Here is a 13,886-nt window from a genome sequence, read left to right on the forward strand (position 1 = left end):
TCGCAATCGTATCGAGCGGATGTTCAACAGGCTGAAGCAGTTCCGACGTATCGCCACACGCTATGACAAGACAAGAAAATCGTTTCTCGCCTTTCTTAACCTCGCAGCCGTAAAATTGTGGCTACCGTCTTTTGTCAACAAAACCTAACACACAAACTCTGGTTTATTTATTGTATATCAATGGGATATGTAACTTTTTACCGATTGGGTCACACAGGTATATAAATCCCAAATTTTTTATTAAAGAATACGCGGATTCGTAAGCAGTCTTCCGACGAAACCAGTGAAGTCATCGGCGGTGGACTGCTACTCCTCGGTGCCATTGCAGCAGCCCACACCGTAGGTGCCCTCATCGGCAGCATCATTGCCAGCATGCCCTTCCGCTCTGTCTGACTGAAGCCGGCCAGTTCAGGCCGGATTATGTCTGTAAGAACCGCCTCCGGTTTTCCGGGGGCGGTTTTTATATATCTGCCTCTGTTCCCGTTTGCCCTTGACGCCTCACTTCCCCGGAGGTCATGTCTTGGCCACTGTTGCCGAGATATGACGGAGTTCGGTTCCCTATGTCGCTTTCCCGCCGCGTCCTGCTGTCTGCTGTTCTTCCTGCCGCTGCCCTGCCCTTTCTGCCTGCAAGAAGCATGGCTGCCGGTACCGGACAGGGTGTTCCGCTGCGCGCCCTGGGCAATCCCGGCGCAAAAGTGACAGTCGAGGAATGGTTTTCCCTGACCTGCACGCACTGCGCGCGCTTCGCGAATGAGACATTCGGAGAGATCAAGGAAAAGCTGATCGATACAGGCCGTATCCGCTATGTTTTCTGTGATTTCCCGCTTGACCAGATCGCTCTGATGGCCGCCCAGGTCGCACGCAGCCTGCCGGAAGACCGGTACGAGCCGTTCATCTCCTCCCTGCTCGCAACTCAGGATCGCTGGGCTTTCGCGGAAAACGTCAATCATCAGGAGCAGATCCGCCAGCTTGCCGCCCTCGCCGGTATGTCCGCCGATCAGTTCGACCGTGCCGTGAACAACATTGCCCTTCGTGACGCCATCACCAGCACAATGGAAAAGGCGGAGAAGGACTACAACATCACGGGAACCCCGACTTTCCGCTTTAACAACACAGTCTATCGCGACGGAGAACTGACCTTTGCGAGCTTCGAGAAAAAGGTGAACGAAGCCGCCGCAGGCTGACCGGCCGTATTCTTTTTTCCGGTATGACCGCACATTTCGTCAGTCTCCGCATCGCGGGCTTCAAGAGCTTTGCCGATCCGGTCAACGTCGATATTCTTCCGGGCCTGACGGGCATCGTCGGGCCGAACGGCTGTGGCAAGTCGAATGTCGTGGAAGCTCTGCGCTGGGCCATGGGCGAGAGCAACGCCCGCTCCCTGCGCGGCGGAGAAATGGACGACCTGATTTTCGCAGGAACGGTCAGCCGCCCTGCCCGTAATCTGGCAGAGGTCACACTCTCCCTCAGGGAAGCGCGCGGTCTCGGCCCGGGCGCATTTGCCGAAGCCGATGAACTGGAAATCACCCGCCGTGCCGAACGCGGTTCCGGAAGCGATTATCGTCTGAACGGCAGGGCCGTTCGCGGACGTGACGTGCAGACCCTGTTTGCCGATCTGTCCTCCGGCGCACGGTCCTCCGGCATGGTCAGCCAGGGCCGTGTCGCAGCCCTGGTGGGCGCACGCCCCGAAGAGCGCCGTTCGATTCTGGAGGAAGCTGCGGGCATCACCGGTCTGCACGCCAGACGTCATGAGGCCGAACTGCGCCTGCGCGCGACGGAAACCAATCTCACCCGTGCCGAAGACCTGCGGACCCAGCTGGAAGCACGGCTTGAGGAGCTGACGGAACAGTCCGGTCAGGCCGCACAGTATCGGGAACTTTCATCCGGTCTGCGCGAATCGGAAAATCTGCTTCTGGCCCTGCTCCACGCCCGCGCCCGGGCTGCCGTCGCAAAAACCATCGAAATCGCGACACAGGCCCGCTCTCATCTGACTGATGCGGAAGAAAAAGCCGAAACAGCCGTCATCAGCGAATTCGAGGCCACGAAATCCCTCCCGGCCCTGCGTGCCCGTGCGGACGAAGCCCGGACCATGCTCGAACGCCGCCGTATCGCGGCGGAAACCGTTGCTCAGGAAGAAGCGCGCGCGGCTAAAGCAGCAGAGGCTGTCTCCCTGCGCCTCGAACAGAATCGCAGGGATCGTGATGATGCGGCTGCCCGTCTGGAAGACGCCCGCACCGCTCTCACGCGTATAGAGGCCGAGCAGAAGGACGTTGCGGAAAAGCTCACAACACTGCCAGAGCGACAGGCGGAAAATGAGCGGAAACTGGCTGACGCTACCGGGGAACTGAAGACGCTCAATGAAAGTCTGGAGCGGCTTACGACCGAAGCCCGGACTGCCAGACTTCGTCAGGAGCAGGCAGAGGCAGAACTTCAGACCGCACAGAGCCGCCACGCACGGCTGTCCGCCTCCCTGGCGGAGCTGGACGCAGATCTCACTCAGCGACGTGAGGCACTGCCTTCCGAAGAAACATTGCACCAGGCGCGTCAGGACGTCGCACGGCTGCAGCAGACGCTTGAACAGGCCCGCAGCGCCGCCGCGGAAGCAGACCGCCAGCATTCAGAAGCCCGTCTTGCCCTGTCCGTCGCCCGCAGCGATCTGGAAGCTGTATCGGCACGTCATCGTGAATTGCAGACGGCCCTGCAGACCGCCCGCCAGCGCCACGGCACTCTCTCCCGTGACAGAGAAGCCGTGCAGCAGAGATGCGTTCAGGCCGAGCGCGATCTGGTTCCCGAAGATCATCTCAGCAGACTGGAGGAGGCACTGCAGCAGGCCGCTTCCGGCCGCGCCGGTGCAACAGAGGCTGCAGAAGCCGCAGAAGCTGAAAAAGTTGCGGCAACAGCCGAACTCGTCGATCTGCGGGGGCGGCTTCAGGAAGCCGACAGTCTTCGCGCCGCGAAAGAAGACGCCGTAAAGGCGGCCGGATCAGCGCTGGTGCGAGCCGGTCAGGAATCCGCCACACTCGAACGGGATCTCGCCGCCGCACGGAAGGAGGCCGTCCCTGACGAAGACCTCTCTGCGGCCGTAACCGCCCGTAAGGAGCAGGAAGCAGCGACAGAAGCGGCTGTTGCCGCGCTTGAGGCCGCCGAGACTGCACTCGCTGCCCGAATGGCCGAAAGTGAAGCCGCCTCCGCCGCCCGCACGGCGCTGCAGGCGGAAATCGCCCGCGTCACAGCCAGAATCGAAGGGCTTGCTCAGGCCGGAGACGATGAGGACAGCACAGCCCCCGTCTCCGATACGCTGACGATTCCGGACGGCCTGGAAATTCCTCTTGCTGCAGCCCTGGGAGAAGGACTCTCCGGCAGCGACAGCACGACTGATCCTCGGTCCCCACGATCATGGAGAGAAGGCTGCCCTGCCGGATCGCTTCCCGAAGGTGCGATCGCGCTTGCATCACTGATCACACACCCGCCCGTCCTCAACGCCGCCCTGAATGCAGCCGGGCTGGTGGAGGATGATGCAGCCGGTGAGGCTCTCCGGGTGCGCCTGCTGCCCGGGCAGTGTCTTGTCTCACGCGACGGCGCGCTCTGGCGCTGGGATGGCTGGCATATTCTTGCCGGACAGCCAGATCCCACCGCCCTGCGTCTCGCAAGAAAACGTGCACTGCGCGAGGCGGAGGAGCAGCTTGCGGCCTTCCGCACCGAACTGGACACAGCTGCAGAAACCGCAAAAAATTCAGGGCAGAAGGCGGAGCAGGCCGCAGAATCCGTCCGCAGCACACGCACTGCACGAACCGAGGCTGAAAGCACGCTCTCCCGGCTTCGCGTCCGGGAGGCCGATATCTCCCGGCGTCATGCAGCCGCACAGGCACGCCTCGATACCGTTCAGCCGCAATACGCGCGTGCAGCCCTCAGCCTGACAGCCGCACGGGAAGCGCTGAAAGCCGCCGAAACCGCAGCCAAGGCCATCCCTGAGCCTGGTGAGCTGAAAACACGTTTCGAAGCTGCCCAGGCCCGTGAGCACACGGCTGCGACTGCTGCCATCGCTGCGCGTGAGCAGCGTAAGATCGCTGAACAGACGCTCGATAAGGCCCGCCAGGTGCTGCAGGAGGCTCGCTCCCGTCACGACGCGGCACAGACGCGGCTGGCTACGCTTCTCCCCGACCGGGCACGCCTTGATGAGGAAGCCACGCAGACACAGGCCGCCATCGCAGATGCCGAGGCTGCCCTTGTCGCGACGGCGGATCAGGCCTCGGCTGCCCGCACCCTCGAACAGGCAGAACAGCAGGTCAGAACGGCTGCGGAAGCTGTCACCCGGTCTGCACGTGAAGCGGAAAAAACCGGCTCCGACCTCCGGTCTGCAGAAGAGCAGGCCACCCGTCTGCACAACCGGATCATGGAGCTGACAACACAGATCAGCGCGCTGGAATCCCGCCGCGAGTCTGCCGTCACCGATCTCAATGAAGCCCAGACCGCGCTCGAAACCGCACAGGCACGGGCCGCTGCCGCCGTCCTGCCGGATGAGGTGCTGCAGCAGACCGCGCAGATGAGAGCCGACAGCGAGGAACTGGCCCTCACGGTCGATCTCCTGCGTGAGGAACGCGCGGCCCTCAGCGCGGAAAAAACCGCGCTTGAGCAGAGAACCGATGCCCTTCTGGCCTCTCAGGCCGAGTGGCATCCGCGCATGCAGGCCGCTGAACAGGGCTTTACGGATGCAAGCACCCGGCTTGATGCTGTCACCACAGAATACAGCGCCGTTTCCTCCGAGCCCGAAGCCGCCCGCAGGCGCAGGGAAACCGGAATGACCGAGCTGGCTGAGGCAGAGGCGCTGTTCAGCACGGCCGATCAGGAGCGGGACGCAGCCGAAAAAGCCGTCACAGACGCGCAGAACGCCCGGCGCAGCACGGAAGCCGCTCTTGCCGAAGCCCGGGAGGCTCTGGTCCGCGCGGAAGGCCGAAGTGAGCAGGCCCGCGCCATTCTTGATCAGCTTCTTGCCGAAACCCCCGAACCTCCCCGTGTCGCCGTAACGGACCTGTCGGACTCAGCCGAAAGCAGTTTGCGGCGCAAGATCGCCCGGCTGGTCCGGGAGCGCGACGAACTGGGTCCGGTCAATCTCCGTGCCGATTTGGAAGTCACGGAAGCGGAAACCCGGATCGATATGATCCGCCGCGAGCATGCGGAGCTTGAGGAGGCCATTACACGCCTGCGCGGCTCCATCACCTCCCTGAACAAGGAGGGGCGTGAGAGACTCATGGCGGTCTTTACGCAGGTTGATCACCATTTCCAGACACTTTTCTCAAGAATGTTCGGCGGCGGACGGGCACATCTGGGAATGGTCGGCAGCGATGATCCGCTCCAGGCGGGTCTGGAAATCTATGCCCAGCCGCCCGGAAAAAAGCTTGCAACCCTGTCACTTCTGTCGGGCGGAGAGCAGGCGCTGACTGCTTTATCGCTTATTTTCGCTGTTTTTCGTTGCAATCCGGCCCCGGTCTGCGTACTGGACGAGGTGGATGCACCGCTGGACGACGCGAATGTTGGGCGTTTCTGTGCACTCCTCGGGGATATGGCGGCAGAAGCCGGTACCCGTTTTCTTGTGGTGACCCACCATCAGCTCACTATGGCTCATATGAATCGTCTTTACGGAGTAACAATGCAGGAACGTGGCGTAAGCCGGGTCCTGTCGGTTGATCTTGAACGCGCTTCCGAGATGGCCGGACAGATCCGGGGCGCAGGGGAGACTATCTGAGAATGTCCGGTAACGATGAAAAGTCTTCCACGGGCGGCAAACCTCCGCTTCAGCCCGGTTTCTTCCGTCGGCAGGCCGGAAAATGCGCGGTTATCCTCACCATCCTCGGCGTGACCACCGGAGCCGTAATCTGGAAGGATATCCATTCAGATACGGTGCTCAGGCGTATTCATCACGGGCTGCTCCTGTGTATGTCCGGTGATACCCCGCAGAATCCGCATCCCGATATGGTCCGGCTTGAGCTCTCGGCAGCAAAGGACGGCTCTGTCATTGCCGGTCCCGACAACATGCCCCTGCGGGACGCACTGAAGAACGCACGTATGGCACGCTCGCTTGTCATGCTGTCGCTCAACGACGTGCCCCCTGCCTCTGTCACGGATATCATCCGTAAAGAAGGCATGCGTCACCGTGTCATCCTGATGGCAGATGACAGACAGGACGCACGGGATGCAATGAAAGCTGATCAGCGTATCCTGGTCGGAATTCCCGTCAGCTCCAGCAAGGAAGAGGAAGACGCCCGCACTCTGGCCGGGAAACACCCCTACGCCGTGACGCTGCCGGCCAGCGCGCCCGCAAGCCTGTTCGCCAAAGCCCATCGCGATGCCGATGCCGTAATCGCAGATGCCTCCGACCTTCCCCCAGCCTCGCTGGAAACATCAGCGCTGCTGAATCGTCCGGTGGATATCATCGTTACGGATCAGTCGGGGCAGATCAACTCGATGATGACAGAAGAGGCGGCGGACTGAAACGCCGCCTTCCCCTGATCAGTCCTTGTCGGCATAGGGGTTTTTCGTACCCCTCATCTGCAGCCTGATCGGTGTTCCCGGCAGGCTGAATGTTTCCCGCAATCCGTTGACCAGATACCGCCGGTAATCATCCGGCAGGAGCTCGGCGCGCGTTCCGAACAGCACGAAAGTCGGCGGACGGCTCTTGACCTGCGTGACATAACGCAGCTTCAGGCGACGTCCGTTCACCAGCGGCGGCGCATGACGCTCCAGAGCCTCACTGAACCAGCGGTTCAGCTCGCCTGTCGGCACACGCGCGTTCCAGACTTCTGAGGCAAACCGTACCGCAGGCAGCAGCTTGTGCACTCCGGCCCCGGTCCGGGCCGAAAACGCCACTACCGGAATGCCACGCATCTGGGCCAGAGAAATTTCGATACGATCCGCAATTTCCTGCCGCGTCTTCGTCCGGTCCTCAACAGCGTCCCATTTATTGAGCGCCAGGATACAGGCCCGCCCCTCTCTCTCGATCAGCCGCGCAATCTGCAGATCCTGCTCATGCACACCCAGAGTCGCGTCGATAACGAGAATGGCCACCTCAGCCATTTTCAGCGCCTCAATCGACGCGGAAACGGACATTTTCTCCAGATGCTCGGCAATGCGCGCCTTTTTCCTCAGACCCGCCGTATCGACAACCTCAATCTCACCGTGCTCGTCATGCAGACGCACCGCAATGGAATCTCTGGTCAGACCGGGTTCCGGGCCGGTGATCATACGCTCTTCGCCCAGAAGGCAGTTCATCAGCGTCGATTTCCCGGCATTCGGACGACCGACGATCGCAATCCGCAGAGGCCCCGGAGGACGCGGAGGCAGAACAACCTCCTGCCCCTCTTCCATAGCCTCCTCGGATACAAAAAATTCCTCCTCATCCTCCGCAGCCGGGCTCTCCGGCTCGGGCGGCAGACGATCAAGGATCTCGCTCATCAGATCCGACAGACCCTCGCCATGCTCGGCGGAAATCGCAACCGGCGTACCAAGCCCGAGCGAGAAGGCCTCCATGGCCGCAGCAGCACCCTCGCGGCCCTCAGTCTTGTTAGCCACAAGCATGACAGGACGATTCTGACGCCGCAGCCAAGCCGCGAAATGCGCGTCAACCGGTGTGATCCCCGCGCGCGCATCAATGCAGAACAGCACAAGATCCGCAGCCGTCACGGCATGTTCCGAAGATACGCGCATCCTGCCGTACAGCGTGTCAGGCGCGGCCTCTTCCAGACCCGCCGTATCGATCACACGCACCGCACGGCCAAACAGAACCGCCTGCCCTTCCTTGCGATCACGCGTCACGCCAGGCGTGTCAGCAACAATCGCCTGCCTGCGCCCGACAAGGCGGTTGAACAGCGTGGATTTTCCGACATTCGGACGACCGGCAATCACCACGGTCGGCAGATCAGAGGCAGGCAACGGCGCAACCGGACGCATCGGCGTCCGCTTGCGGCTTCCGGACGAACGGCCGGAGCGGGAGGAATGATCAGCCATATGCAGACAGATTCCCGGCATCATCAAGCAGGAGCAGCCGGCCATCCACAACGATCGGCTGCACCGGAACGGGGCTGCTCAGCGGCCCGATGGAAAGAATTTTTCCGGTCGAGGGATCAAGCGTGGCAATCCCGTTCTCAGGAAGGGAACTCACGACAACCAGCTTGCCCCCGGCAAGAACCGGCCCTGTCCACGTCACCGTCCCTTTCTGTGAATCCACATTTTCCCAGGCACGGAGCTGGGTCAGCCAGCGTATCTGCCCGCTGAGCCGGTCAATACAGGCAACCTGCTGGCCAAGCGTGATGATAAAAAGCCACTCATCCACGGCAAGAATGGCGTTCTGCCCGGCAATGGCCCGCTCCCACAGACGACGGCCGGACCGCATATCCACCGCCACCATCACGGAGGACACGCTCATCGCATAGGCCGTGCGGTCCACGATAACCGGCATACTGCGGATACAGGCGAAATCCAGCGCAGAAGCCTGCCCGTTGATGCTGCCCAGCGTATCGCTCCAGACAACCTCTCCGGAATCCGCACGCAGAGCCACCAGATCACCCGAACCGAAGCCCGCCAGAACCACACCGTCCACGACAGCCGCAGCAGGCTGGCCAAACGTCACCGTGTCCGTCGGCATGGACGCAAAGGTCCAGACCTGCTTTCCGGTCGCGGCATCCAGAGCAAAGAAACGCTCGTCGATCGTTCCCAGATAGACACGCCCCTCCGCGATCGTCGGAGCGGAACGCCCGGGAGAGCCGATATCGACCCGCCACTTTTCCTTACCCGTCGCCACATCCGCCGCGATGGCCTGGCCCACACCGTCCACGATGTAGAGCGTATCCCCGTCCACACCCAGACCACCGCCCAGATTGGAGGAGCGCAGCTTGCTCGGCTTCAGCCGCATCTGCCACAGCCGCTGCATCCCGGGCCAGGTCCATGCACGGACCAGGCCCGCTGCATCCATCGTAAAAATCCGGCCGTTACTCACAACCGGAGCCGCCTGAATCACGCCGCGCCCGCTGGACCCCAGAGCCGCCCAAGCCAGAAGATCCGGCTCGGACACACCCGCGCCGACCGAACGGGACCAGAGCTGTTTCTGCTGTCCCGGCCAGGCATAGTTCGCACCGATATGAGACGGCAGACGCCCCGACTGCGGCCAGTTGCTAACTGTCTGCGCCACTGGCACCGTAACCGGAGGCGGGGACTTTCCGGCCTCAACCGTCAGACCCTCACGCGTCGCAAGCACCGGCGTCCGGTGTCCCGCAAGAATGGGTTTCTTCTCGTCATCATCGCACGCATCAAGAAGCGGCAGAACCGCAGCGGTGCTCATCAGACGCAGCACACTGCGCCGTGAGGATGAAATCCGATCCGGTCCGGAAGAGATATATCCGTTATCTGGCATGATCTGTGACATGTCCTGAATTATCCCGCCTTCCCGTCGTTCAGGGTATTGAGCAGTGAACCGGCCCGTCCCCGCACACTCTGAGGCGCATTCATATCGTTCGTAAGACGCGTCAGACGTTTGCGTGCATCCGCGATGTGATTCTCGCGCAGATCAAGGATCGCGAGGCTCTCCGTGGCCAGGGCATCCCAAGGCTTGTCCTTGCCCGTCAGAATCATCAGACGCGACCGCAGCCGGGGAATATCACTCGAATCGATCTGCCACTGACACCAGAACAGCGCAGCTGCATCGCGCAGTCCCTGCTCCGCACTGCTGTCAGACGACACCTTATCCCACAGATCCAGCGCACCCTTCACGTCCCCGTGCCGCGCGGACAGAGACGCCGCCTGCATCCTCGCCATCACTGCAATGCCATGAGGTGCGGACCCGGCCAGGGATTTCAGCGAATTCAGCCCGGCCTGCTCGTCCTGCGTCAGCGGCACGTCCTCAGCTTTTGATCCGACCGCTGTCTCCGTGATCCGGACATCCTTCATATAAACAGCCGAGGCCGCAGCAACCGTCTTATTCTCGCGGGACACATGGTATTCCCACGCCCCTGCACAGCCGAGGACCACAACAAGACCGGCTCCGGCCACCCAGGCCCAGCGCCGTGCGGCACTACGGATCCGCTCAGCCCGGATATCCTCATTCACCTCGTCGAAAAGATCTGTCGCCACTGCGCGCGCCTCTGTTGTCTCCGCCCGCTTGTCTCACCGCTCAGGCAACGGCACAAGCCCGGATATACCCCTTAAAGGACAGGGATTTCCTCGTGAGGGGACCATACAGAGCACACACCCTGCGGGCAAACAGGATCATACCGGAAAACAGCCGGAAAATCCGCCTCAGATCGGCTGATATCCCTGCCAGCACGCCCGGAATGCCTCTCCGGTCCCGCCCCCGGGCACCAGATGGACATAGGAGGGCCCCACCTGATCAAGCAGCAGGCAGCCATCCGCATCCGCCGTGATCTCCCGCAGATTGTCCCGGTGCCGTTTGTAAAGCCCCTGAAGAAACTCCGCCTTGGCCCTGGCCTTTGCCTCCTCAGCCGTCCGGGCAACGAGGAAAACATTCGCATGTTCCTCCCCCAGATTTCCGTCGGCATAGGCTCCGAGATTGACGAACCACAGCTTCATTTCCCCGGCCGGAGGCTGGTCCGAAAGCGTTATTCCGTATCCGTCCGCCTGCTCCAGCACGCCCCAGCCATCGATATGCAGGGACTCACGCGTCCCGAACCAGCGTTCCGCCAGCCGGGGCCAGGCATCTTCCGGACGTTCCGCCACGGCAAACTGAATGTCATGCACCTCAACATTCGCCCCCGGTGCAGACCCGCCAAGACAGAAGACGAACAGCTTCTTCACGAAAGACCATTCTCCTCCCGGATACCGGCCACAATCTCCAGACTCCGCCGCCGCGCCTGATGATCATGAACCGGGGCGGTCAGTATCAGTTCATCAGGACGATAATGCCCGATAAAACTGCGGATAATCTTCGAAACCTCAGCCGGCTCCCCGACTGCCCGGCAGGACAGCGCGGCGTCGATCTGCGCGCACTCGAATTCCGTCCATTTCAGCTCAGCCGGATCGACAGGCGCCGGATAGGGGCGCGGATGACCGCTTCTCAGCGCCGTGAAATACATCTGATGAGAGGTAAACAGCCGCTCGGCCTCCGCCTGCGTGTCCGCTGCAACGACATTCATCGCCAGCATGAGATGCGGCTCCGTGCGATAGCGTGAAGGCCTGAACTCCCGCCGATAAAGCGACACCGCCTCATCCATCATCCGTGGTGCGAAATGAGAGGCAAAGGCAAAAGGCAGGCCCAGAGCCGCCGCAAGCCGCGCCGAATAAAGAGAAGATCCCAGCAGCCACACCGGGACATCACATCCCACACCGGGAATGGCCACCACGGGCTGCCCTGGGCGCACAGGCTCGAAATAGTCCAGAAGCTCCAGAACATCCTGTGGAAAGCGATCCTCATGGACACCCATATGCGTGTCCGCCTGACGCCGCAGCGCCCGCGCCACGGTCTGATCACTGCCAGGCGCCCGCCCCAGACCAAGATCAATCCGCCCCGGATACAGCGTGGCCAGCGTGCCGAACTGCTCGGCAATCACCAGCGGCGCATGGTTGGGGAGCATCACACCGCCCGCACCGACCCTGATGCTCTGCGTCTTCCCGGCAAGATATCCCATCAGAACGCTGGTCGCAGCAGACGCGATTCCCGGCATCGCGTGATGCTCGGCAACCCAGTAGCGCGCAAACCCGAGATGCTCCGCATGCCGGACGAGATCAGCCGAATGATGGAACGCCGCCGCCGCATCGCCATCATCCGTGATGAGCGACAGATCAAGAACAGAAAATGGAATCATGTCCGGAATTTCACAGGATTACAGCCGGATCGTCCACCCCCCTTTTCAACCCGGCCGTAACAGCTCCTGAAAAAGAAAAACCCGCCTTCCGAAGAAGAGCGGGTTTCCCGTAACACGTGCCTGACCGGACGGATCAGCGCTTCTTGCGACCGAATGTCCGGTTCCACAGAGCCTGACCGATTGGCCCGGCAATCAGCGTGGTCAGCGTGCCGAACGTCAGAGCCTGACGCAGCTCGGCACGGCTGCGGTCCAGCCGGATGATCGCATCCAGCTCGCCCGGGCGGATAAAGGAGCGACGACCGAGGAAGGCAAAAAACAGGACCATCAGAATATCAAGACCGAACACGGCCAGCGGAGCCGCAACCGGTCCGAGGCCAAATTCGTAGCGGAACAGAGCCCACACAAGGAAGTGCCCCGTAATCACGGAAAAAAATCCGAACACAGCAGCCACGACAAGGAACGCCACCTGGCGACCGATTCTCGCAGCCCTGAATTTCAGAAGTTCACCCTGAGCCCCGAGCGTGCTCTGCCCTGCTTCAATAATACGCATATGACCCGTTCTTCGTTCTGCTCTGCGACCCTTCGCCCCACCGACTCAGCGCGTCAGACGCCCGGCCACAAAGCCGATAACAGCGGAAAGGGCAATCGACAGAAGCGGTTTCTTCACAACTTTCGTCGAGACATTCTTCGCCTGAGTGTCAGCCACTTCGCGCGCATTGGCAACAGCTTCCGTCGCTTTTGCAGCCGCGTCATCCAGACCGGTGGCAACATGCGTGGAGAGGAATTTCTCGAACTGAGAACGCAGGGCCTCGAAATCATCCTTCGCAGAGGACACTGCGCCTTCAGCCTTGTTCTTCACGTCTTTTTTGATTTTATCTGCCGACATCGAAAGAAATTCCCTTTTCTGCGATATGGAACCGGGACACCCCGGTCCCGGTTCCATTACAAAGCTTAACCTGGAACCCGGCCTGTGGTTCCATGCATCCTATGCATCACTCCCCCGGCTCTTCTGCAATTCCCGCACAGCTCTTCAGCAGCAGCCTGTTCCCCGAGGCAACCGGCCTGACACGGCTGCGTCTGCAGCCCGGACACTGCCTCGCCCTGATCGGGCCGGGAGGACCTGACACCCTGATGCAGGACATTCTCTCCGGCTTCCTCAGCAGCCCCCCGATGCAGGAACAGGCACGGAAAACCATCCTGGTCAGCGCCGCGCTCCCGCTCCTTCCCTCCCTGACGATACGTGAAAACATCGCCCTGCCCCTGCGCGGCACGGCAACGGAACGGCGCAGCCGCGTGAGTCACTCTCTCGCCCTGACCGGACTGGACTCTGCAGCAGACCTGAAACCGGCAGACCTGCCGCCCTCATCCCGGCTTCTGGCCACCTGCGCCCGCGCCCTTGCCTGTTCTCCGGCCATGATCGTGCTCAATACACCCTTTGCCGGAATGGATTTCACGACCCGGCATGATCTCTGCGCACGGCTGGACCGCCTGCGTCAGGCCTGCGGAGTCAGCCTGCTCCTCCTGACGGGAGAACGCGACGAAGCCCTGCTTCTGGGACAGAGAATCGGGATTCTCTCGCATGACACACTGCTGCAGGAAGGCACCGCCGAAGAGCTGTTCAACCGCCCGGACTCCGCCGCTGTCGCAACAGGCTTCGGAGAAGCCAATCTGCTGAGGGGGATCGTCCTCGACACAGAGGACGACATCGCCCGCATCCGCCTTGCCGCCGGTCCTGAAGTCGAAGCCATCGCTACGCCCGGACTGCAGCCCGGACAGCTGGCTGATCTCTGTATCCGCCCGGGCCGCATAACGCCGGTCTTCGTCTCCGGCACAGATGACGACCCGGATGAGGGCAGTCTGCCCGCCGTGCTGACCGGGGCACGGATGCTCCCGGACGTGCTGCGCCTGCGTTTCCGCCTGCCCGACGGCACGGAGGTGATCGCCGATCGCCCCGCCCTTCTCAGCACCCGCGGATTTGATCCCGGACGGCGGGCACGGCTCGCCTGGCAGACCGGAGCAGCCTCGGCCTTCCCGTCAGGGACCGATCAGGGCTAAACTCCTGCCCGCAACCGTAACAGACCG

General features: G+C 61.8%; 11 protein-coding genes and 1 pseudogene. 5 read left to right on the forward strand and 7 right to left on the reverse strand.

Going from position 1 to position 13,886, the window contains the following annotated elements; all coding sequences use genetic code 11:
• The 4 genes and pseudogenes from LOC54_RS00695 to LOC54_RS00710 form a co-directional block, all read left to right on the forward strand.
• Window positions 1-148 (forward strand): annotated as a pseudogene (locus LOC54_RS00695) (IS5/IS1182 family transposase); the annotation flags it as partial.
• A gap of 412 nt (window positions 149-560) precedes the next feature.
• On the forward strand, window positions 561-1,184 hold the full coding sequence (locus tag LOC54_RS00700) for a thioredoxin domain-containing protein (RefSeq protein WP_279311900.1): 624 nt from the start codon (window positions 561-563) through the stop codon (window positions 1,182-1,184).
• Window positions 1,185-1,207: 23 nt separating this feature from the next.
• Complete coding sequence (locus tag LOC54_RS00705; RefSeq protein WP_279311901.1) at window positions 1,208-5,740, forward strand: AAA family ATPase; 4,533 nt, start codon at window positions 1,208-1,210, stop codon at window positions 5,738-5,740.
• 2 nt (window positions 5,741-5,742) lie between these two features.
• Window positions 5,743-6,486 carry a hypothetical protein gene (locus tag LOC54_RS00710; RefSeq protein WP_279311902.1) on the forward strand — a complete coding sequence of 248 codons (744 nt, stop codon included), beginning with the start codon at window positions 5,743-5,745 and terminating at the stop codon, window positions 6,484-6,486.
• 18 nt (window positions 6,487-6,504) lie between these two features.
• Here LOC54_RS00710 and der read toward each other — a convergent pair whose 3' ends face one another.
• The 7 genes from der to LOC54_RS00745 all read right to left on the reverse strand — a co-directional run bounded on the left by der (window position 6,505) and on the right by LOC54_RS00745 (window position 12,690).
• Window positions 6,505-7,941 (reverse strand): ribosome biogenesis GTPase Der, encoded by a 1,437-nt coding sequence (gene der, locus LOC54_RS00715; RefSeq protein ID WP_279311955.1) that lies wholly within the window; start codon window positions 7,939-7,941, stop codon window positions 6,505-6,507.
• A 49-nt stretch (window positions 7,942-7,990) separates the two neighbouring features.
• Window positions 7,991-9,412, reverse strand: coding sequence for a PQQ-like beta-propeller repeat protein (locus tag LOC54_RS00720; RefSeq protein WP_279311903.1), 1,422 nt, complete (start codon window positions 9,410-9,412; stop codon window positions 7,991-7,993).
• An 8-nt stretch (window positions 9,413-9,420) separates the two neighbouring features.
• Window positions 9,421-10,116, reverse strand: a complete 696-nt coding sequence (locus LOC54_RS00725; protein ID WP_279311904.1) for a hypothetical protein — start codon at window positions 10,114-10,116, stop codon at window positions 9,421-9,423.
• Between the two features lie 165 nt (window positions 10,117-10,281).
• Window positions 10,282-10,797: a DUF1543 domain-containing protein gene (locus LOC54_RS00730; RefSeq protein WP_279311905.1), complete on the reverse strand. Its 516-nt coding sequence runs from the start codon at window positions 10,795-10,797 to the stop codon at window positions 10,282-10,284.
• Entirely contained in the window at window positions 10,794-11,804 is a 1,011-nt protein-coding gene (locus tag LOC54_RS00735) for an LLM class flavin-dependent oxidoreductase (RefSeq protein WP_279311906.1), read from the reverse strand. The genes LOC54_RS00730 and LOC54_RS00735 overlap by 4 nt, the downstream gene beginning before the upstream one ends.
• Before the next feature lie 133 nt (window positions 11,805-11,937).
• On the reverse strand, window positions 11,938-12,354 hold the full coding sequence (locus tag LOC54_RS00740) for a hypothetical protein (protein ID WP_279311907.1): 417 nt from the start codon (window positions 12,352-12,354) through the stop codon (window positions 11,938-11,940).
• 45 nt (window positions 12,355-12,399) lie between these two features.
• Window positions 12,400-12,690, reverse strand: coding sequence for a hypothetical protein (locus LOC54_RS00745; RefSeq protein WP_279311908.1), 291 nt, complete (start codon window positions 12,688-12,690; stop codon window positions 12,400-12,402).
• Window positions 12,691-12,782: 92 nt separating this feature from the next.
• On the opposite strand from LOC54_RS00745, the gene LOC54_RS00750 reads away from it, so the two are divergent.
• Window positions 12,783-13,859 carry a TOBE domain-containing protein gene (locus tag LOC54_RS00750; RefSeq protein ID WP_279311909.1) on the forward strand — a complete coding sequence of 359 codons (1,077 nt, stop codon included), beginning with the start codon at window positions 12,783-12,785 and terminating at the stop codon, window positions 13,857-13,859.
• The last annotated feature ends 27 nt before the right edge of the window (window positions 13,860-13,886 follow it).

The organism is Acetobacter sp. AN02, from assembly GCF_029759835.1.
In the GTDB taxonomy this organism is placed as follows: Bacteria; Pseudomonadota; Alphaproteobacteria; order Acetobacterales; family Acetobacteraceae; genus Acetobacter.

Bases quoted from the DNA above. Each gene is read 5' to 3' on its own strand.
- LOC54_RS00700 (WP_279311900.1), top strand. From the start codon at position 561: ATGTCGCTTTCCCGCCGCGTCCTGCTGTCTGCTGTTCTTCCTGCCGCT.
- LOC54_RS00705 (WP_279311901.1), top strand. From the start codon at position 1,208: ATGACCGCACATTTCGTCAGTCTCCGCATCGCGGGCTTCAAGAGCTTT.
- LOC54_RS00710 (WP_279311902.1), top strand. From the start codon at position 5,743: ATGTCCGGTAACGATGAAAAGTCTTCCACGGGCGGCAAACCTCCGCTT.
- der (WP_279311955.1), bottom strand. From the start codon at position 7,941: ATGCGTCCGGTTGCGCCGTTGCCTGCCTCTGATCTGCCGACCGTGGTG.
- LOC54_RS00720 (WP_279311903.1), bottom strand. From the start codon at position 9,412: ATGTCACAGATCATGCCAGATAACGGATATATCTCTTCCGGACCGGAT.
- LOC54_RS00735 (WP_279311906.1), bottom strand. From the start codon at position 11,804: ATGATTCCATTTTCTGTTCTTGATCTGTCGCTCATCACGGATGATGGC.
- LOC54_RS00740 (WP_279311907.1), bottom strand. From the start codon at position 12,354: ATGCGTATTATTGAAGCAGGGCAGAGCACGCTCGGGGCTCAGGGTGAA.
- LOC54_RS00745 (WP_279311908.1), bottom strand. From the start codon at position 12,690: ATGTCGGCAGATAAAATCAAAAAAGACGTGAAGAACAAGGCTGAAGGC.
- LOC54_RS00750 (WP_279311909.1), top strand. From the start codon at position 12,783: ATGCATCCTATGCATCACTCCCCCGGCTCTTCTGCAATTCCCGCACAG.